Origin of the sequence: Nocardioides daphniae, assembly GCF_004777465.1 — a bacterium.
In the GTDB taxonomy this organism is placed as follows: domain Bacteria; phylum Actinomycetota; class Actinomycetes; order Propionibacteriales; family Nocardioidaceae; genus Nocardioides; species Nocardioides daphniae.
This window is the reverse complement of the sequence record NZ_CP038462.1, coordinates 708,575-726,399: the sequence shown is the minus strand read 5'-3', so window position 1 is coordinate 726,399 and position 17,825 is coordinate 708,575. Positions and strand designations below refer to the sequence as shown.

The 17,825-nt window shown below is 70.5% G+C and carries 19 protein-coding genes and 5 pseudogenes; 12 read left to right on the top strand and 12 right to left on the bottom strand.

What is annotated here, in order from left to right:
• Positions 1 to 27: 27 nt before the first annotated feature.
• Positions 28 to 512 (bottom strand): annotated as a pseudogene (locus tag E2C04_RS03545) (CarD family transcriptional regulator).
• Between the two features lie 314 nt (positions 513 to 826).
• Between E2C04_RS03545 and E2C04_RS03540 the strand changes: the two are divergent.
• Positions 827 to 1,351, top strand: a complete 525-nt coding sequence (locus E2C04_RS03540; RefSeq protein ID WP_135831568.1) for a hypothetical protein — start codon at positions 827 to 829, stop codon at positions 1,349 to 1,351.
• Positions 1,351 to 2,093 (top strand): annotated as a pseudogene (locus E2C04_RS03535) (phosphoglyceromutase). The gene E2C04_RS03540 and the pseudogene E2C04_RS03535 overlap by 1 nt, the downstream one beginning before the upstream one ends.
• A gap of 75 nt (positions 2,094 to 2,168) precedes the next feature.
• Here E2C04_RS03535 and phoU read toward each other — a convergent pair.
• On the bottom strand, positions 2,169 to 2,819 hold the full coding sequence (gene phoU / locus E2C04_RS03530) for a phosphate signaling complex protein PhoU (protein ID WP_135831567.1): 651 nt from the start codon (positions 2,817 to 2,819) through the stop codon (positions 2,169 to 2,171).
• 122 nt (positions 2,820 to 2,941) lie between these two features.
• Between phoU and E2C04_RS03525 the strand changes: the two genes are divergently transcribed.
• From E2C04_RS03525 to E2C04_RS03515, 3 genes are read left to right on the top strand one after another with little or no spacing between them, the layout of a single operon-like run.
• On the top strand, positions 2,942 to 4,126 hold the full coding sequence (locus E2C04_RS03525) for a sensor histidine kinase (RefSeq protein WP_135831566.1): 1,185 nt from the start codon (positions 2,942 to 2,944) through the stop codon (positions 4,124 to 4,126).
• Complete coding sequence (locus E2C04_RS03520; RefSeq protein WP_135831565.1) at positions 4,123 to 4,800, top strand: response regulator transcription factor; 678 nt, start codon at positions 4,123 to 4,125, stop codon at positions 4,798 to 4,800. Before E2C04_RS03525 ends, E2C04_RS03520 begins: the two co-directional genes overlap by 4 nt.
• Before the next feature lie 17 nt (positions 4,801 to 4,817).
• Positions 4,818 to 5,693 carry a DMT family transporter gene (locus E2C04_RS03515; RefSeq protein WP_135831564.1) on the top strand — a complete coding sequence of 292 codons (876 nt, stop codon included), beginning with the start codon at positions 4,818 to 4,820 and terminating at the stop codon, positions 5,691 to 5,693.
• 28 nt (positions 5,694 to 5,721) lie between these two features.
• Here E2C04_RS03515 and E2C04_RS03510 read toward each other — a convergent pair whose 3' ends face one another.
• The 4 genes and pseudogenes from E2C04_RS03510 to E2C04_RS03495 all read right to left on the bottom strand — a co-directional run bounded on the left by E2C04_RS03510 (position 5,722) and on the right by E2C04_RS03495 (position 9,139).
• Positions 5,722 to 6,288 (bottom strand): type III secretion system chaperone family protein, encoded by a 567-nt coding sequence (locus E2C04_RS03510; protein WP_308632321.1) that lies wholly within the window; start codon positions 6,286 to 6,288, stop codon positions 5,722 to 5,724.
• Positions 6,285 to 7,464: pseudogene (gene mshA, locus E2C04_RS03505) on the bottom strand (D-inositol-3-phosphate glycosyltransferase). Before mshA ends, E2C04_RS03510 begins: the two are co-directional and overlap by 4 nt.
• 236 nt (positions 7,465 to 7,700) lie before the next feature.
• Positions 7,701 to 8,093 (bottom strand): hypothetical protein, encoded by a 393-nt coding sequence (locus E2C04_RS03500; RefSeq protein ID WP_135831563.1) that lies wholly within the window; start codon positions 8,091 to 8,093, stop codon positions 7,701 to 7,703.
• A 128-nt stretch (positions 8,094 to 8,221) separates the two neighbouring features.
• Entirely contained in the window at positions 8,222 to 9,139 is a 918-nt protein-coding gene (locus tag E2C04_RS03495; protein ID WP_135831562.1) for a ribonuclease HI family protein, read from the bottom strand.
• A gap of 40 nt (positions 9,140 to 9,179) precedes the next feature.
• On the opposite strand from E2C04_RS03495, the gene E2C04_RS03490 reads away from it, so the two are divergent.
• A complete protein-coding gene (locus tag E2C04_RS03490) occupies positions 9,180 to 9,977 on the top strand; it encodes an SDR family oxidoreductase (protein ID WP_135831561.1) in 798 nt (265 codons plus the stop codon).
• 114 nt (positions 9,978 to 10,091) lie between these two features.
• A complete protein-coding gene (locus E2C04_RS03485) occupies positions 10,092 to 10,781 on the top strand; it encodes an aspartate/glutamate racemase family protein (protein ID WP_135831560.1) in 690 nt (229 codons plus the stop codon).
• On the opposite strand, the gene E2C04_RS03480 is transcribed toward E2C04_RS03485, so the two are convergent.
• Together E2C04_RS03480 and E2C04_RS18465 are read right to left on the bottom strand one after the other, a co-directional pair.
• Positions 10,750 to 11,355 (bottom strand): DUF4126 domain-containing protein, encoded by a 606-nt coding sequence (locus E2C04_RS03480; protein ID WP_135833635.1) that lies wholly within the window; start codon positions 11,353 to 11,355, stop codon positions 10,750 to 10,752. The genes E2C04_RS03485 and E2C04_RS03480 overlap by 32 nt on opposite strands.
• Positions 11,356 to 11,363: 8 nt before the next feature.
• On the bottom strand, positions 11,364 to 11,675 hold the full coding sequence (locus E2C04_RS18465; protein ID WP_202977882.1) for a hypothetical protein: 312 nt from the start codon (positions 11,673 to 11,675) through the stop codon (positions 11,364 to 11,366).
• Positions 11,676 to 11,845: 170 nt separating this feature from the next.
• Here E2C04_RS18465 and E2C04_RS18460 point away from each other — a divergent pair, with 170 nt between their 5' ends.
• Positions 11,846 to 12,010: a hypothetical protein gene (locus tag E2C04_RS18460; RefSeq protein ID WP_202977881.1), complete on the top strand. Its 165-nt coding sequence runs from the start codon at positions 11,846 to 11,848 to the stop codon at positions 12,008 to 12,010.
• Positions 12,011 to 12,111: 101 nt separating this feature from the next.
• Here the strand turns inward: E2C04_RS18460 and E2C04_RS18455 are convergent, their stop codons facing one another.
• A complete protein-coding gene (locus E2C04_RS18455; RefSeq protein WP_202978009.1) occupies positions 12,112 to 12,291 on the bottom strand; it encodes a hypothetical protein in 180 nt (59 codons plus the stop codon).
• Between the two features lie 28 nt (positions 12,292 to 12,319).
• Positions 12,320 to 12,804: pseudogene (locus E2C04_RS03470) on the bottom strand (ferritin); the annotation flags it as partial.
• Between the two features lie 196 nt (positions 12,805 to 13,000).
• Here E2C04_RS03470 and typA point away from each other — a divergent pair.
• The 4 genes and pseudogenes from typA (at position 13,001) to E2C04_RS03450 (ending at position 16,116) form a co-directional block, all read left to right on the top strand.
• Positions 13,001 to 14,885, top strand: a pseudogene (gene typA, locus E2C04_RS03465) (translational GTPase TypA).
• Positions 14,886 to 14,997: 112 nt separating this feature from the next.
• On the top strand, positions 14,998 to 15,246 hold the full coding sequence (locus tag E2C04_RS03460; protein WP_135831559.1) for a DUF4287 domain-containing protein: 249 nt from the start codon (positions 14,998 to 15,000) through the stop codon (positions 15,244 to 15,246).
• 121 nt (positions 15,247 to 15,367) lie between these two features.
• Complete coding sequence (locus tag E2C04_RS03455) at positions 15,368 to 15,856, top strand: hemerythrin domain-containing protein (protein WP_135831558.1); 489 nt, start codon at positions 15,368 to 15,370, stop codon at positions 15,854 to 15,856.
• 44 nt (positions 15,857 to 15,900) lie between these two features.
• Positions 15,901 to 16,116 carry a hypothetical protein gene (locus tag E2C04_RS03450; protein WP_135831557.1) on the top strand — a complete coding sequence of 72 codons (216 nt, stop codon included), beginning with the start codon at positions 15,901 to 15,903 and terminating at the stop codon, positions 16,114 to 16,116.
• A 20-nt stretch (positions 16,117 to 16,136) separates the two neighbouring features.
• Here the strand turns inward: E2C04_RS03450 and E2C04_RS03445 are convergent, their stop codons facing one another.
• Both E2C04_RS03445 and E2C04_RS03440 read right to left on the bottom strand, forming a co-directional pair.
• Positions 16,137 to 17,444, bottom strand: a complete 1,308-nt coding sequence (locus tag E2C04_RS03445; RefSeq protein ID WP_135831556.1) for an HNH endonuclease signature motif containing protein — start codon at positions 17,442 to 17,444, stop codon at positions 16,137 to 16,139.
• Positions 17,445 to 17,530: 86 nt separating this feature from the next.
• The gene (locus tag E2C04_RS03440; protein ID WP_135831555.1) at positions 17,531 to 17,818 is read right to left on the bottom strand and encodes a DUF1905 domain-containing protein; all 288 of its coding nucleotides are present in this window, start codon (positions 17,816 to 17,818) and stop codon (positions 17,531 to 17,533) included.
• Positions 17,819 to 17,825 lie beyond the last annotated feature (7 nt).

Here is a 17,825-nt window from a genome sequence, read left to right as displayed (position 1 = left end):
GTCACGCTGTCGGGGTGAGGGACCGCCTCAGGAGGCGAGCACCTCGTCGAGGATGGCCTCGGCCTTGTCCTCGTTGGTCTTCTCGGCCAGGGCCAGCTCGGAGACCAGGATCTGACGAGCCTTCGCCAGCATCCGCTTCTCGCCGGCGGACAGGCCACGGTCACGCTCACGACGCCAGAGGTCGCGCACGACCTCGGAGACCTTCATGACGTCACCGCTGTGCAGCTTCTCCAGGTTGGCCTTGTAGCGACGCGACCAGTTGGTGGGCTCCTCCACGTGGGAGGCCCTGAGGATGTCGAAGACCCGGTCCAGACCATCACGGTCGACGACGTCGCGCACGCCGACGAGGTCGAGGTTGTTGGACGGGACACGGACCACCAGGTCCTGCTGGGCCACGATCCTCAGAACGAGGTACTGCCGGTCCTCCCCCTTGATCGTCCGCATCTCGATGTCCTCGATGACTGCAGCCCATGGTTCGGGTAGACGACCGTTTCGCCGACGGTGTAAGTCATGTATTCAGTTCCCCTTTCCGGCCCGAAGTGTAACACGTCACATCACTTCGGGAAATGGCGTTTGCGCAGGTCAGGGGCACTTTTCGCCGCCGCGACCCCCTTGACAGGGGGGCGCATCTGTGCCCTGACGACCCCGGGGCACCGCTGCCGCCACTCCCCCTGTCACCCCTTCTGTCACCCCTCGTGCACGGGGGGTGTCACAGTGGGTGACACGGGGCGCGACGTAACTGCCCGCTGCTAGGTACCCGCGGTACGGCGTCCGCAAACCCCGCCCCGAAGCCGCGCCGGGCCACACGTTCGCTACCCTGTCAGCCATGCAGAAGCCCTCTCGTCGTACGACTGCGCTCGCCTCCATCGCACTCGTCCTCGCGCCCGTGCTGAGTTCCTGTGGGTTCGACTACGCCACGGACCGCGACTACACGCCGGGCGTCGGTGCCAACAGCCGCGAGGCCACCGTCGACGTGCTCGCCGGCGTCGTCGTCACCGACGGCGAGTCGAAGGCGGTCATGGTCGCCTCCTTCGCGAACAACTCGACCGAGGAGACCGTCTCCGTCACCGGCGTGACCGCCGAGGGCGCCCAGGTCGCCGACGTGGCCGAGATCGAGCTGGCGCCGCAGGGCTTCCACAGCCTCGCCACGAGCGACTCCCCCATCGTCGTCACCGGTGACGTCGAGGCCGGCACGTTCCTGCCCGTCACCATCGCCTTCTCCAACGGCGAGTCGACCGACATGAAGCTGCCCGTCGTCAACAACTGCGGCCCCTACGCCGAGGTCGCCGGCCTCGACCGCGGCCTCGAGCGGTGCGAGTCGGGCAACGACCACTCCGAGGGCGGCCACTGATGGCCTACACCCTCGTTCTGCTCCGCCACGGCGAGAGCGAGTGGAACGCCAAGAACCTCTTCACCGGCTGGGTCGACGTCGACCTGACCGACAAGGGCCGAGCCGAGGCCGTGCGCGGAGGTGAGCTGCTGGTGGAGGCCGGCGTGCTCCCCGACGTCGTGCACACCTCCCTGCAGCGCCGTGCGATCACCACCGCCGCGCTCTCCCTCGACGCCGCCGACCGCCACTGGATCCCGGTGAAGCGCAGCTGGCGCTCAACGAGCGCCACTACGGCGCCCTCCAGGGCAAGGACAAGAAGCAGACGCTGGAGGAGTTCGGTGAGGAGCAGTTCATGCTCTGGCGCCGCTCCTTCGACATCCCGCCGCCGCCGCTGGCCGACGACGACGAGTTCTCGCAGGTGGGCGACGCCCGCTACGCCGACCTCGGCGACGAGCTGCCGCGCACGGAGTGCCTCAAGGACGTCATCGCCCGCATGCTGCCGTACTACGACAGCGAGGTCGTCCCCGACCTCAAGGCCGGCAAGACGGTCCTGATCGCTGCCCACGGCAACTCGCTGCGCGGCATCGTCAAGCACCTCGACGGCATCAGCGACGACGACATCGCGGGGCTCAACATCCCCACCGGCATGCCGCTGGTCTACCGCCTCGACGAGGACCTCAAGCCCCTCGTCCCCGGTGGCGAGTACCTCGACCCGGAGGCCGCTGCGGCTGCTGCCGCGGCCGTCGCCAACCAGGGTCGCTGACCTCGGCGGGCTGACACACGTCACGCCGAAGGGCCCGTACGCAGGTGCGTACGGGCCCTTCGGCGTTGCTGGAGGTCAGGAGACCGCGGCGGCCTGCCCCGTGACGACGAAGACGATCCGGTTGGCGACCGAGAGCGCGTGGTCGGCGATCCGCTCGTAGTAGCGACCCAGCAGGGCCAGGTCGACGGCGGCCTCGACCCCGTGCGGCCAGTCGTCGCCGAGCATCGCGGTGAAGAGGGAGCGGCGCAGCTTGTCCATCTCCTCCTCCTGCAGGCGCAGGTCCTCGGGCCCCTCGGTGTCGCGGTCGGCGATGATCCGCACGACCTTGTCGACCATGCCCTCGGCGATCTGGGCCATCCGCACCACGGTCGAGCGCTGGTCGACCGGGACGGCCACCTCGGGCACCCGCAGCCGGGCGATCTTGGCAATGTGGACCGAGAGGTCGCCCATCCGCTCGAGCTCGCTCACCATCCGCAGGGCCGCCACCACCATCCGCAGGTCACCCGCGACCGGCGCCTGCAGGGAGAGGAGGGCGAAGGCCTGGTCCTCCACCCGCTCGCGGCGGTGGTCGATGTCGGCGTCGGCAGTGATCACCTGCTCGGCCAAGGTCGCGTCGCCGGTCAGGAGGGCCTGGGTGGCTCGTTCGACCGACACCTTGACCTGGCCGCAGATGGCGGACAGGTCGGAGTAGACGGACTCGAGCTCGTCGTGGAATGCCTCGCGCATGGGGGCCACGGTAGGCAGGCCAGATGACCTCCCGGCGATCTGGGATGAACGCCCGGTGAACACTGTCTGACCTGCGTCTCCTCGGTCAGGGCAGGCGCGTGGCGCCCCGTACGATCACGACTGTGGACCCCACCCTGCAGGCATCGCTGGCGGCGCTCATCGGCGTCGTCGTCGGCGCCGTCGGCGTCATGGCGTGGCACGTGAGCGACCGCCTCCAGCACCGTGAGCTCACCCCCGAGCCGCCCGTGCTGCCCGCCGGCGTCGCCACCGTCCTCTCGACCCTGCGCAGCTCGGGCGTGGTCGTCGACGAGCACGACACGGTGCTCAAGGCCTCGGCCCCGGCGTACGCGTTGGGCCTGGTGCGCGGCAACGAGCTGGTGATCGCCGAGCTCGCCGACCTGGTCCGGCAGGTGCGTCGCGACGGCCAGATCCGCGAGAGCGAGATGACCCTGGAGCGCGAGCTGGCCCCGCCGATCATGGTCAACGCCCGGGTCGCCCCGCTGGGCTCACGCCTGGTCCTGGCACTGCTCGAGGACCGCACCCGCGAGCGCCGCGTCGAGGCCGTGCGCCGGGACTTCGTCGCCAACGTCAGCCACGAGCTCAAGACCCCCGTCGGGGCCATCAAGATCCTGGCCGAGGCCGTCGAGGACGCCAGTGACGACCCCGAGGCCGTGCGCCGCTTCGCGAGCCGGATGCGGGTCGAGTCCGACCGGCTGGCCAGCCTGGTCCAGCAGGTCATCGAGCTCTCCCGCCTGCAGGCGGTCGACCTCGTCGAGACCCGCTCCGAGGTCCGCATCGACCAGGTCGTCGCCGAGGCGGTCGACACCTCCGCCCTCGACGCGGCCAGCAAGGGCATCTCCCTGGTCGTACGCGGTGACACCGGCCTCTCGGTCAGCGGCGACCCCAAGCTGGTCGCGGCGGCCGTCAGCAACCTGGTCTCCAACGCCGTGGCCTACTCGGGCGAGCGCACCTCGGTCGTCGTCGAGACCAAGGGCCTGGAGCGCACCGTCGAGATCTCCGTCGTCGACCAGGGCATCGGCATCCCCACCGACGAGATCGACCGCATCTTCGAGCGGTTCTACCGGGTCGACCCGGCCCGGCACCGCTCCACCGGGGGCACCGGCCTGGGCCTCTCCATCGTCAAGCACGTCGCCGCCACGCACGGGGGCGACGTCCGGGTCTGGTCGGTGCAGGGACAGGGGTCGACGTTCACCCTGGTCCTCCCCCGCCACGTCAACGCCGATTCAGGCATCATCACCGCAGAGGCCCCGACCGTCGGGGACCAGCAGGAAGGCACGATCTCATGACGCGCGTACTCGTCGTCGAGGACGAAGAGAGCTACAGCGACGCCCTGGCCTACATGCTCCGCAAGGAGGGCTACGAGGTGGCGATCGCCGCCACCGGCACCGAGGCCCTGGCCGAGTTCGACCGCCACGGGGCCGACATCGTGCTCCTCGACCTCATGCTGCCCGGCGTCCCGGGCACGGAGGTCTGCCGCCAGATCCGCGCCACCTCCAGCGTCCCGGTGATCATGGTGAGCGCCAAGGACGACGAGGTGGACAAGGTGGTGGGGCTGGAGCTCGGCGCCGACGACTACGTGACCAAGCCCTACTCCCCCCGCGAGCTCGTGGCTCGGATCCGCGCCGTCCTGCGCCGCGGCCAGGAGCCCGAGCTGGTGCCCGACACCCTCGAGGCGGGCCCGGTGCGGATGGACGTCGAGCGCCACGTGGTGACCGTCAACGGCGAGACGCAGAAGTTCCCGCTCAAGGAGTTCGAGCTCCTGGAGATGTTCCTGCGCAACCCCGGCCGGGTGCTCACCCGCGGCCAGCTGATCGACCGGGTCTGGGGCTCCGACTACGTCGGCGACACCAAGACCTTGGACGTGCACGTGAAGCGGCTGCGCGCCAAGCTCGAGCCCGACCCGGGCCAGCCGCAGTACCTGGTGACGGTGCGAGGGTTGGGCTACAAGCTCGACCTCTGAGCCCCTAGCCTGCACGGGTGACCTCACGCCCCTGGCTCCCGCTGCTCGCCGCCGTCACGACGTTGCTGCTGTGGGCCAGCGCCTTCGTCGGGATCCGGCACCTCGGTGGCACGATCTCGCCCGGCCCGCTCGCGCTGGCCCGGCTGTCGGTGATGCTGCTGACCCTGCTGGTGCTGCTGCGCGGGCGGCCCGGCCGACTGCCCACCCGCGCCGAGTGGCCGCTGGTGGCGCTCGGCGGGGCGACCTGGTTCGGGCTCTACAACCTGGCGCTCAACGAGGCCGGTGGCCGGATCGACGCCGCGACCTCGGCGCTGGTGGTGCAGGTCGGGCCGATCCTGGTCGGCCTGCTGGCCACCGCGCTGCTGGGCGAGCGGCTCACCGGCTGGCTGCTGCTCGGCATGGCGGTCGGCTTCGGCGGCGTGGTGCTGATCGCCTACGCCTCCTCCAGCACGCCGGAGGGCGACGTGGTGGGCGTGCTGCTCGCCGTGGTCGCGGCGTTCTCGTTCGCCATCGGCGTGCTGACCCAGAAGCGGCTGCTCGCCGGGCTGCCCGCCCTGCAGCTCACGTTCTGGTACGCCCTCGTCGGCTGGGCGGTCTGCCTGCCGTGGCTGGTGCCGACCGTGCGCGAGCTCGGGGACGCCTCCCCCGACACCCTGTGGTGGATCGTCTACCTGGGGATCTTCCCGTCGGCGATCGCCTTCGTCTGCTGGGCCTACGCCCTCACCCATGCGGACGCGGGGCCGTTCTCGCAGTCGACCTTCCTGGTGCCGTTCCTGACCGCGTTGATGGCCTGGATCCTGCTCGACGAGGTGCCCGCAGCGTTGACCTTCGTGGGCGGGGCGCTGTGCATCGCCGGGGTGCTGGTGGCACGGCGTACGCCTCGGGTGCGGTGAGCCGGCTGACCCTCAGGAGGGCTGGGGCTCAGGAGGGTTGGGGCTCCTCGCCCGACTCCAGCCATCCACGGAACGCCTCCAGGTTGGCGGTGGGCTGGTTGTTGGCCCTGCGCCACTCCCACTCCTTGCGGATCGAGGTGGCGAAGCCGAGCTCGAGCAGCGTGTTGAACGACTCGTCGGCGTAGGTGAGCACCGAGCCGAGGAGCCGGTCGAGGTCGTCGGGCGTGGCCGACGAGAGCGGCAACCGCGCGTCGAGGTAGATGTCGCCGTCGTGGTCGACGGCGAAGGCGACCGCGTACATCCGCAGGTTGCGCTCCAGCAGCCAGCGGTAGACGCGGGCGTGGTTCTCGTCGGGGTTGCGGCAGACGAAGGCGTGCACGCCGAGCGCGTGCGGTCCGACGTCGACGCGCACCGGCGTCTGGAGCTTCCGTTCGCCGGGCAGCGCGAAGGAGAAGACGCCCGGGGTCTCCTCGGTGAACTCGATCTCGGAGGCCTTCAGGTGGTCGCGGACGACCTGCGCCGCCTCCTGGTCGAAGTCGGCACGGGGCGCGTCGAACTCGGGGCCGTCGGCCGGCACACCGGCGGGAGTGGTCACAGGGAGACCTCCGTACGCATCATCGAGCGGGCCTGCTCGTAGGACTTCAGGGTCATTTCCGCGGTGCGCTCCCAGGCAAACCTCGAGGCCTGCTCGACGGCACCGGCGGCGAGGCGGGCGCGCAGCTCGTCGTCGACCACGACGCGGCGCAGCGCGTGCGCCCAGTCCTCCGGCTCGTGGGTGTCGACCAGCAGGCCGCTGGCCTCGTCACGGACCACGGTGGTGAGGCCGCCGACGGCCGCCGCGACCACCGGGGTGCCGCAGGCCTGCGCCTCCACGGCGACCAGCCCGAAGGACTCGTTGTACGACGGCACGGCGACCAGGGTCGCGGCGGAGTACCAGCGGGCCAGCTCGGCCTGGTCGACCGGCGGCACGAAGCGGACCACGTCGTCGAGGCCCAGCTCGGTGGAGAGGACGGCCAGCGACTCCGGGTGCTCAAGACCGCTGCCGGAGGGACCACCCACCACGGGCACCACGATCCGCGAGCGCAGCGAGGGGTCGCGCTCCAGCAGCACGGCCACCGCACGCAGCAGCACGTCGGGCGCCTTGAGCGGCTGGATCCGCCCGGCGAAAAGGAGCACCGAGGCGTCCTCGGGGAGGCCGAGCTCACGGCGTACGAGGCCTTGGTCGCGCCGGGTGAAGACCCGCAGGTCGACGCCGGGGTGGACGACGTCGACCCGGTGCGGCTCGGCGCCGTAGAGGGAGACCAGCTGGTCGGCCTCGAGGTCGGTGTTGGCGATCAGCATGTCGGCGGCCTCGACGACCTGCTCCTCGCCGATGACGCGGGCCAGCGGCTCGGGGCTGTCGCCGACCGCGAGCGCGGCGTTCTTCACCTTGGCCATGGTGTGCATGGAGTGGACCAGCGGCACGTTCCACCGGTCGCGCGCCAGCGCCGACCTGTCCGGAGAGCCAGTAGTGGGAGTGGACGACGTCGTAGTGGCCGACCGGGTGCATCACCTCGGCGCGGAGCACCTCACGGGCGAAGGTGCAGAGCTGGCCGGGGAGCTCGTGCTTGTCGAGCCCCTCGAAGGGCCCGGCGGCCACGTGGCGCACCAGGATCCCGTCGCCGGCCTCCACCACGGCAGGCAGCCGGGAGGAAGTGGCGCGGGTGAAGATGTCGACGCCGACGCCCTGCCGGGCGAGGCGACGGGCGAGCTCGATGACGTACACGTTCATGCCGCCGGCGTCGCCCGTCCCGGGCTGGTCCAACGGCGAGGTGTGCAGGCTGATCATCGCGACACGGTGCACGCCACGTCCTTCCGATCGGTCAAGGGTCCATGGGGGTCAACCGGGACCGGTCCCCCATTCTTCCCCAGCCGTGGGACGCGACGTCACGCCCCTGTCAGGCAGTGCCGCTCAGGCAGTGCCGCTCAGGCAGTGCCGCTCAGGCAGTGCCGCTCAAGCAGTGCCGCTCAGACAGTGACCCCGTCCTCGTACTCGTCCTCGTAGTCGTCGTCGTACTCGTCGTTCGCGAGTCGGCCGCGCACGTAGGTCAGCGCGCCCACCAGCAGGCAGACCACCCCGAGCACGGCGTGCAGCAGGAAGGCGTTGCCCAGCTCGCCGCGGAGCACCTCGTAGACCGCCCAGAAGAGGGCCGGTGCCGCGAAGCCGACGACGGCGTCGAGCCAGAGCGCCGACCCCTTGACCAGGGTCAGACCCACGCACACGAGGCCAAGGAGCACGAACGTCAGTCCGGCCCATCTCATCAGGTCTGCTGCCCCGTCACCCGGGGAGACCACCCAGCGCAGGATCCACACCAGGCCACCGAGGGCGCCGAGCGCCCCTCCCAACTGCCGAACTGTCATGGTTCTTCCCTCCCACTCGTGCACCGGCGCACGGCCGCGGAGCACCACCCCCGGGGACCCTTCGTCCCCGGTGCGTGGCCGTGCCGCGTCGGTTCCCTCACGTCTCGGTCGCGAGGGGGTCACCCACTCTAACCAGAGGTGCGGGACACGTGGTGGAAACGCTGCACCCACCGCCGCCCCGGGCGGACCCACCAGGTGCTGTGCACGGCGCTCCCCGAGGCGTCGTGGCCACGCCACACCAGCAGCACCGTGTGGTCGTCGACCTGCTCGGCGCGCAGCACCTCGACCTCGACAGGGCCGACGGCGGCGACCCTGTCGAGCCAGTCCTCACGGCTCCAGACGTGGCCGGAGTCGCCGACCAGGCTCCAGTCGGCGTGCAGGTGGGCAGCCAGGCTCACCGGGTCGTTGCGCACCTCGTCGGAGAGCAGGGCCCGCTCGTACGCGAGCACCTCGCTGACGGCGTCGCCCTCGGGCTGCTCCGGCTGCTCGGGCTCCTCGAGGGCCGTGAAGAGGTCCTCCTCGGCGACCGGCTGGTTGGCTTGGCTCGCCTGACTGACCTGCGCAGCCGGGTGGTCGGTGGTGGCGTCGGGGTACCCCGGACCGGCCTCGGGCGTGCGGCCCTCCTTGTACGCCACCGCGGCCGCGTTGGCCAGGGCGTCGGCCTCCTCGTTGAGCGGGTGGCCGGAGTGGCCCTTGACCCACTCGAAGGTGACCTGGCGGCCCTGCATGGCGGCGTCGAGCGCCTTCATCAGGTCGACGTTCATGACGGGCTTGCCGTCACCCTTCTTCCAGCCCTTGCGCTTCCAGCCGGCCATCCACTTGGTGATCGAGTTGATGACGTAGTTGCTGTCGCAGATGACGTGCAGCGGCTCGTCGAGGTGGGCGGTCTGCTGGAGCAGGTCGAGCACCGCCATCAGCTCGCCCATGTTGTTGGTGCCGTGCGGCCAGCCGCCCGAGGCCCAGTGGGTCGGGTCGACATACCAGGCCCAGCCCGCCGGTCCCGGGTTGCCGAGTGCTGATCCGTCTGCTGCCGCGATGATGGTCACGGGCGCCGATCCTGCCACCGCCGGTGGAACAATGCGGTGCATGACCCCCGAGAACGTTCCCACCAGCGTCCCGGCCAGCGTGACCGAGTCGGGCACGCGCGTCGCCGTCGTGACCGGCGCCGGCAGCGGCATCGGCGCCGCGACCGCCCGGGCGCTGGCGGCCGACGGCTTCCACGTCGTCTGCGCCGCCCGTCGCGTCGAGCGCATCGCCGAGGTCGCCGCCGAGATCAGCGGCACCGCCGTGGCGTGCGACGTCACCGACGCCGACTCCGTCGCGGCCCTGGCGCAGGCCTGCGGCCCGGTGGTGCACGTGCTGGTCAACAACGCCGGTGGCGCCTTCGGCAACGACCCGGTCGAGTCGGCTGACCCCGAGCAGTGGAAGCAGATGTTCGACGTCAACGTCGTCGGCCTGCTGCGGGTCACCCAGGCCCTGCTCCCGGCGTTGCGGGCGAGTGGCGACGCCCTCATCGTGACGCTCGGCTCGGTGGCCGGGCGCGTGGTCTACGAGAACGGTGCCGGCTACGTCGCCGCCAAGCACGGCGCCAAGGCCGTCACCCAGACCCTGCGCCTGGAGCTGTGCGGCGAGCCGGTCCGCATCTCCGAGGTGGCCCCCGGCATGGTGCACACGCCCGAGTTCTCGCTGGTCCGTTACGGCGGCGACCAGTCGGCGGCCGACGCGGTCTACGACGGCGTCCCCGACCCGCTGGTGGCCGAGGACATCGCCGAGACGGTCCGCTGGATCGCCTCCCTCCCGGCGCACGTCAACGTCGACGAGCTCGTCGTACGCCCGCGCGCCCAGGCCGCGAACCACAAGGTGCACCGGGTCACGCAGGACTGATCGGCACCTGAATCGGCCGGCTTGCTCTCACTCAGCGAGACGTACGGGGCTAAGGGCGAGAATTCCCGGGGGCCAGCGCCCCACGGAGCCGTCGCGCCTGCCAGACTGTGGCCCGTGCAGATCATCGGACTCATCGGCGGCATGAGCTGGGAATCCAGCTCCGTCTACTACCAGCTCCTCAACGAAGGCGTCACCGAGCGCGTCGGCGGCCTCTCGTCGGCCAAGAGCGTCATGGCATCGGTCGACTTCGCCGAGGTGACCGAGATGCAGCAGGCCGAGGACTGGGACGGCGTCGCCGCGGTCCTCTCCCGGGCCGCCCAGGCGGTCGAGCGGGCAGGTGCCGAGTTCATCGTCATGTGCACCACCGCCTTCCACCGCGTCGCGGAGCAGGTCCAGGCCTCGGTCTCCGTGCCGGTCCTGCACCTGGCCGACGTCGTGGCCGAGGCCGCCAAGGAGCACCGCCTCGAGTCGGTGGGCCTGATCGGCACGAAGTTCTCCACCTCGCGCACCTTCTTCACCGACCGCATCGCCTCGCACGACCTGGTCGTCCGGGTGCCCACCGAGGAGCAGCAGGACACCCTCGACCGGATCATCTACGACGAGCTGGTCCACGGGAAGGTCACCGACGCGTCGCGTCGCGAGGTCATCGCCATCATCGAGTCCCTCTGGGACGCCGGTGTCGGTGGCGTGATCCTCGGGTGCACCGAGCTCGAGCTGCTGGTCAAGCAGTCCGACGTGGAGCTCCCGGTCTTCGCCTCCACGTCGCTGCACGTCAAGGCTGCGCTGGACCGCGCCCTCGCCTGACCGTTCGTCTGGCCGCTCGTCGGCGGATGAACCAGAACGCCAGGACCGCCAGGCCGAGCAGCACCACCAGCACCAGGATCGGCAGGAACACGGCGACCAGCGACAGGCCGATGCTGGCCGTGTCCTCGGCCGTCGAGACCACCGGGGCGCCGGTGCCGAGCGTCCCGGCGTTGACGACCGGCCGCACGCTCGCCTTGCCGCTGTGCACGAGCAGGGCGACACCCACGCCGAGGACGATCCCGACCCAGCTGTTGTCCTGCATGAAGGTCGACGCGGTCTCGTAGTCCTGCGCCGCCGTGGTGGCGGCGACGATGATGCCCGCGCTGGCCGGGCGTACGACGGTCTGCACCGCGTCGTTGAACGAGTCGACGATCGCGATCTTGTCGAGCACGACCTCGGCCAGCAGCAGCACGACCCCGACGCCGATCGCCCACGGCGACTCGATCCACGCCCACCCCTGGGGCAGCGTGATCACGTCGGTGAAGCGCGCGACGAGCGCCACCACGAGGAACGGGATGTAGGCGTTGAGTCCGGCGGCGGCCGAGAGGCCGAGCCCGGTGAGGGTGGCGAGCACGTCTCCTCCTACCTCTCCAACCAGGGGTCGCTGCGCTGCCACAGCGTCGGGAACGAGATGCGTACGCCGTCGCGCTCGGCGTACCGGCTGAGCCGCTCCATGGTGACGCCGAGGTCGTCGCCGGCGTACGGCAGCGCCCGCATCGGGGCGGTGAGCGGGCGGAAGAAGTCGTCGTGGTGCACCACGACGACGCGCTCGGCGCCGACGCGACCGACGGTCTCGTCCCAGTAGGTCTGCGTGTAGGCCTCGTCCTGTACGCCGAGCTGGCCGACCCCGAGGTAGGCAACCTCGGCGCTGTGGCCCTCGAGCGCACCCGGCACGCAGCCGGCGCTGCCTGGACGAGCAGAGCCGACGGCCGCTCGGCAGGTGCCGCACCAGCGTCGACCACGCCTCGCCGCAGCGGTAGGCACGTACGCCCGTCCGTCGCGGCACGGGCGCCTCGACGACACCCGGGTAGCGGTCGGGCGGGCAGTGGGTCCCCTCGACGAGCGTGACCTCCAAGGAGCCGAAGGTCATCGGCTCGCCGGGGGTGGCGGTGACGATGCGCGACTCGGGCAGGCCGTGGCCACGGGCGACCTGGGCGGTGGAGCTGCCGCCGACGACTACGGCGGCCGTACGCAGCGCCACCGTCGCGGAGTCCATGACGTGGTCGTAGGGTGTGCACGGGCAGCACCGCGTCGAGCCGGTCGACGTCGGCCAGCAGCAGCGCCTCGTCGATCCGGGCGGCGTCGGGGGCGAAGCGGCCGAGCCCCACCTTCAGCAGGTTGGCGGGCGGCTGAAGAAGCCGTCGGTCAGCAGCGACGACGTCCCGTCGGTGACGTGCACCGTGCTGACCCCCAGCCACGTCACACGCAACGCGGACCCCTCCTCGGCGACGGGCACGTCGGCGAGGTGGGCCCACCGGGCCAGGTCGGGGCGGCCCAGCCTGGCCCGCACGCTCAGGCCGCCTCGGTGCCGCCGACTGGCGGGCAGCCAGCTCGGCGTCGAGACGGAGCAGGCCGGGGCCGTCGTCGTTGATCATCTGGACGCGGCCGATGATCTCGCGGACGGTCGCCTCCTCCTCCCTGCTCCTCGATGAAGAAGTTGAGCAGGGCGGGCGGAGTCGAGGTCACCCTCCGACTCGGCCAGGCGGTAGAGGCCACGGATCGACTCCGAGACCTTCTGCTCGTGGGCCAGCGCGGCCTTGAAGACCTCGAGCACCGAGGAGACCTCGACCTGGGGGGCGCCGAGCGTCCCGATGCGCGGGTGGTTGTCGCGGTCGGCGACGTGGTCGATGAACTTGTTGGCGTGGACGATCTCCTCGTCAGCCTGGGCGCGCAGCCAGCCGGCCATGCCGGGCAGGTCGTGCAGCTCCATCTCGATGGCGAGCTGGCGGTAGACCAAGGACGCGTGGAACTCCAGCGTGATCTGGGCGTTGAAGGCGTCTTCGAGAACAGGGGTCAACTTCATGCGGGCGAGCCTAGGCGAGACGTAGCACACGCGCACGGAAGGAAAACCTTTCCTCACTAGGCCGTAGACTGGTTCCGGCTACGCGTCCGGACGTGTGCTGCCTCGGGGTTCGCCCGAGTGGGTGCGCCGCCGTCGGTCGGCCCCACCGGGGCATCGACCCGGACCCCTCCCACAACGGAAGTGATCTCACGACCTCATGACTGACCTCCGCAGGAACGACCTGCGCAACGTCGCCATCGTCGCCCACGTCGACCACGGCAAGACCACGCTCGTCGACGCCATGCTGCCAGGCCGGCGCCTTCACGGAGCGGGAGGCCGAGAACGTGGCCGAGCGCGTCATGGACTCCGGCGACCTGGAGCGCGAGAAGGGCATCACGATCCTCGCGAAGAACACCGCCGTGCGTTACTCGGGCCCCAGCGCGCCCGACGGCATGGTCATCAACATCATCGACACCCCCGGCCACGCCGACTTCGGTGGCGAGGTCGAGCGCGGCCTGTCGATGGTCGACGGCATCGTGCTGCTGGTGGACGCCTCCGAGGGCCCGCTCCCCAGACCCGCTTCGTGCTGCGCAAGGCGCTCAACGCCGACATGCCGGTCGTGCTGGTCGTCAACAAGGTCGACCGCGGCGACGCCCGCATCGACGAGGTCGTCGACGAGACGTACGAGCTCTTCATGGCCTGCTCGACGACAGCCACTCCGCCGACGCGCTCGACTTCCCGTCGTGTACGCCTCGGGCAAGGCCGGCATCGCCTCGCTCGAGAAGCCCGAAGAACGCGACCCTCCCGACGGCGACCCTCGAGCCGCTCTTCAAGACGATCCTCGAGACCATCCCCGCCCCGACCTACACCGAGGGCGCGCCGCTCCAGGCCCACGTCACCAACCTGGACTCCTCGCCGTTCCTCGGCCGCTCGCGCTCATGCGCATCCACCAGGGCACCCTCAACAAGGGCCAGACCGTGGCGTGGATGAAGGGGGACGGCACCGTCAAGAACGTCAAGATCACCGAGCTGCTGGTCACCGAGGGCCTCGAGCGCGTCCCCGGCACCACGGCGGGCCCCGGCGACATCGTCGCCATCGCGGGCATCCCCGACATCATGATCGGCGAGACGCTGGCCGACGCGGAGAACCCGGTGGCCCTGCCGCTGATCACCGTCGACGAGCCCGCGATCTCGATGACCATCGGCACCAACACCTCGCCGCTGGCCGGCAAGGTGAAGGGCTCGAAGGTCACCGCCCGTCTGGTCAAGGACCGCCTCGACTCCGAGCTCATCGGCAACGTGTCGCTCCGCGTCCTCCCGACCGAGCGTCCCGACGCCTGGGAGGTCCAGGGCCGTGGTGAGCTCGCGCTCGCCATCCTGGTCGAGCAGATGCGTCGCGAGGGCTACGAGCTCACCGTCGGCAAGCCGCAGGTCGTCACCAAGCTCGTCGACGGCAAGGTCCACGAGCCGATCGAGCGCCTGACGATCGACGCCCCCGAGGAGTACCTCGGCCCGATCACCGAGCTCCTCGCCAACCGCAAGGGCCGCATGGAGGGCATGACCAACCACGGCACCGGCTGGATCCGCATGGAGTTCATCGTCCCGGCGCGTGGCCTGATCGGTTTCCGGACCGAGTTCATGACCATCACCCGCGGCACCGGCATGGCGGCCCACGTCTTCGAGCAGTACGGCCCGTGGGCCGGCGAGATCCGTTCGCGCAACAACGGCTCGCTGGTCGCCGACCGCGCCGGTGCGGCGACGGCGTACGCGATGACCTCGCTCCAGGAGCGCGGCACCATGTTCGTCGACCCGACCACCGAGGTGTACGAGGGCATGATCGTCGGCGAGAACTCGCGCGCCGACGACATGGACGTCAACATCACCAAGGAGAAGCAGCAGACCAACATCCGGTCCGCCACCTCTGACAACTTCGAGAAGCTGATCCCGCCGAAGAAGCTGTCGCTGGAGCAGTGCCTGGAGTTCTGCCGCGAGGACGAGTGCGTCGAGGTCACCCCCGAGACCGTGCGCATCCGCAAGGTCGTGCTCAACGCCGGCGAGCGCGCCAAGACCGCGTCGCGCGCCCGCAAGGCCGCCAAGGGCTGATCGCTCCTGCTCGTACGAGGGCCCGTCACCGCAGTCGCGGTGGCGGGCCTTCGTCGTACGCGGCCCTGCTCGCGGGCTGACGCCGGGCCCGCGGCTCGCTACGGTGACGCCCATGACCGAACACCGTGTGCTGGCTCCCGTCATCGCCGACGGCGAGAAGCCGAAGGGCCCGGCGTCGTACTTCCCGAGCATCGAGAAGACCTACGGGCGCCCCGTGCAGGCGTGGCTCGACCTCGCCGCCGACCGCCTCGACCACCACCCCCACATGGAGGTCGTGGCGTGGCTCAAGGACGACCACGGCCTGGGCCACGGCCACGCCAACGCGATCGTGGCGTACGTGAAGGCGAAGCTCACCGGCTGACGCCCCGCTCGCGATCGGCTAGCCTGCGGGCAGCGTCGCGTGTCGGTGACAGACCGTGTCAGGCATGGAGGCGCCGAACCGAAGGAGGTCGCCATGAGTCGATCATTCCCTTCGCTCTCCTGTGACTGAGGGCGAGAAGATGCGGCTCGACAGGACCCGCTTCGTGGCCTGGAGCCATGAGATGCGGCTGGTCCACGACCGCTTGAGGCAGGCGTTGGCGGTGACGCGCGCCGCCGTGGCTGACCCGACTGCCGAGAAGGGCGCAGCAGCACGCGAGCTGTTGCTCTTCTGTCACGGGTTCTGCGCGGCTCTGACAGCCCACCACGAGGGAGAGGACCGGGCGCTGTTCCCCGCCATCGTGGCGCAGCATCCCGAGCTGGCGGAGACCATCAGGTACCTGGAGCAGGATCACTCGATGATCGCCCACCTGCTCACCGGCCTGCAGGCAGCAGTCGATCGAGCAGCGGGGCCCACGGAGCTGGACCGTCACCTCGAAGGGATCGCCGCCATCATGGAGTCGCACTTCCGCTACGAGGAGCGGCAACTGCTGACCGTGCTCGAGACACTGGACCTCGAGGTGGAGGTGCGTCAGGCGTTCGGGCCACTCTGAGAACGAAACCATTACGGAGGCGCCAACGCTGGCATACTCCGCCCATGCCAAAGGGACCCGTCAACACACCGCCTCCGCTGCTCTACTTCGTGGGCGGGACGATCCTGTTGGCCGTCGCGGGACTCACCTTCGACGGGATGCGGCTCGAGGTCATGACCATTGCATGGCTTGGCGCCGTCTTTTTCGGCGCACCGGGCGCCTACCTCTTCCTCGTCGGGGTGGTGGCGCGAGGCATCGAGGTCGCACGCGATCAACCCTGAGCAACCCACCTGCTCATCGGCTATCTGCGGCGATGGAAGCGGAGATCCCCGTTGGCCAGACGCGTCAGGTCGTACGCGGCGTCGTGCGCGCGGTGGTGATGGTGGGAGCAGAGCAAGGCCGCGTTGTCGAGGTCGCTGGCGCCGCCCTCGCTCCAGGGCACCAGGTGGTGCGCCTCGGACCAGGTGCCGGGGATGTCGCACCCTTGCGCGCGACAGGTGACGTCTCGGAGCAGCAACGCCCGGCGCTGCGCCTTGGAGAAGAGCCGTGATCCGCGGCCCAGGTCAAGGACTTCCGATTCCGCACCCAGCACGGCCGGGATGATCCGGGCGTTGCACGCCAGCCGCCTCGCCTGCGCGGCGGTGATCGTGTCGAAGCCGTCGCCCGGGACGCCGTTGCCCAGCGTCGCCACCCCGATCCCCGTACGCAGCGCGTCCAACGAGATCGTCACCGTCACGTTCGTGGCGTCGCCACCGTGGACCGGCAGACGCGCCGGGTCGAGCGTCTCCAGCAGCTGGCCGAACGCCTCGGCGAGACGGCGCGGGTGGCTGACGGGACTGCCGAAGCCACGCTGCGTACCGCTGTGGGCGTTCGCGTCGTCTGCGGAACCGCGCACCGCCCCGTCGGCCAACCGGGGGTTGGTGAAGGCATGCAGGTAGGTCGCCAACCGGGCGGCCACCGCGTCCGGCACGACGCCGGAGATCCGGGTCGGCCCGTCACCGACGGCGCGCAGGCGCAGCCGCTGGCGCTCGGCCGCGCGCCTCTCGGCGTTCTCCAGCCGACGACGCTCCTCGTCCTCGAAGCGCTGGGGATCGACGATCTCCAGGATCCGGCGCCCCAGCACCGCCAGCTCCTTCGGGGCGTGCACCGCAGCGAGTCGCACCAGCTCCGCCTCGGCCAGCGCCACCACCTCCCGACCCACCGAGTCAGGCAGCTCCCCCACCGCGTGCGCGATCACCCGCGCCTGGTCCAGGTTGACGGCCACCTCCCGCAGCGCGTGCGACAGCACGGGCAGGTCACGGTCCAACGCGTCGGCCAGTCGGGCATCCGCCGCGCAGTCACCCCGCCGGAGTCGCTGCGTACGCGCCAGCCAGGACGCCACAGACCGGTCTCCCGACATCTCGGCCACGTCTCCTGCCGCGACCATCACCCGTAGACGCAGCTCAGCCACCTGCGACTCCAGCGCCACCAGCTCGCCCAGCACGTCGGCCTTGTCGCGCGTCACCATGAAGACCGGCTCGAGGTCACCGACCGACTTCACCTGCTCACGCAGCAGGCCCACGACCGTGGTCAACGGATGCGTCGACGGGTGCTGGTCACTGGTCTGCATGGGTCACCTCCCGAGTGGATGACTCCAACCTATTCGAACCTGTGTTCGAATGGCATCGCCCGAACTGGGGAGATCGAGGCGCGAGATCAGCGCCGCCCCACCGACATCTCCACCCGCAGCACCTCACCCAATTTGAGGCCCAGCGGCTTGCGTACGGCGTCCTTCACGGGCAGCAGGTAGCGACCGTCGCGCGGGAAGAGCCCCGTCGTGAACTCCAGGCCCTCGATGCGGGCAGCCACCGGCACCTGTCCCCAGTACTCGAGCCCCTGCGCGGCCGCCTTGATGTCGACGCTGACCTCCTCGGGTACGTCGACGAAGTGGTAGGGCGCAGGTCCGCGCCACTCGACCAGCTCACCGGTGAACTCGAACTCCATCGCGCGC

Coding starts and splice junctions, on each gene's coding strand:
- E2C04_RS03540 (WP_135831568.1), top strand. CDS start 827: ATGCAGAAGCCCTCTCGTCGTACGACTGCGCTCGCCTCCATCGCACTC.
- phoU (WP_135831567.1), bottom strand. CDS start 2,819: ATGCGCGAGGCATTCCACGACGAGCTCGAGTCCGTCTACTCCGACCTG.
- E2C04_RS03520 (WP_135831565.1), top strand. CDS start 4,123: ATGACGCGCGTACTCGTCGTCGAGGACGAAGAGAGCTACAGCGACGCC.
- E2C04_RS03500 (WP_135831563.1), bottom strand. CDS start 8,093: ATGACAGTTCGGCAGTTGGGAGGGGCGCTCGGCGCCCTCGGTGGCCTG.
- E2C04_RS03490 (WP_135831561.1), top strand. CDS start 9,180: ATGACCCCCGAGAACGTTCCCACCAGCGTCCCGGCCAGCGTGACCGAG.
- E2C04_RS03460 (WP_135831559.1), top strand. CDS start 14,998: ATGACCGAACACCGTGTGCTGGCTCCCGTCATCGCCGACGGCGAGAAG.
- E2C04_RS03450 (WP_135831557.1), top strand. CDS start 15,901: ATGCCAAAGGGACCCGTCAACACACCGCCTCCGCTGCTCTACTTCGTG.
- E2C04_RS03445 (WP_135831556.1), bottom strand. CDS start 17,444: ATGCAGACCAGTGACCAGCACCCGTCGACGCATCCGTTGACCACGGTC.
- E2C04_RS03440 (WP_135831555.1), bottom strand. CDS start 17,818: ATGGAGTTCGAGTTCACCGGTGAGCTGGTCGAGTGGCGCGGACCTGCG.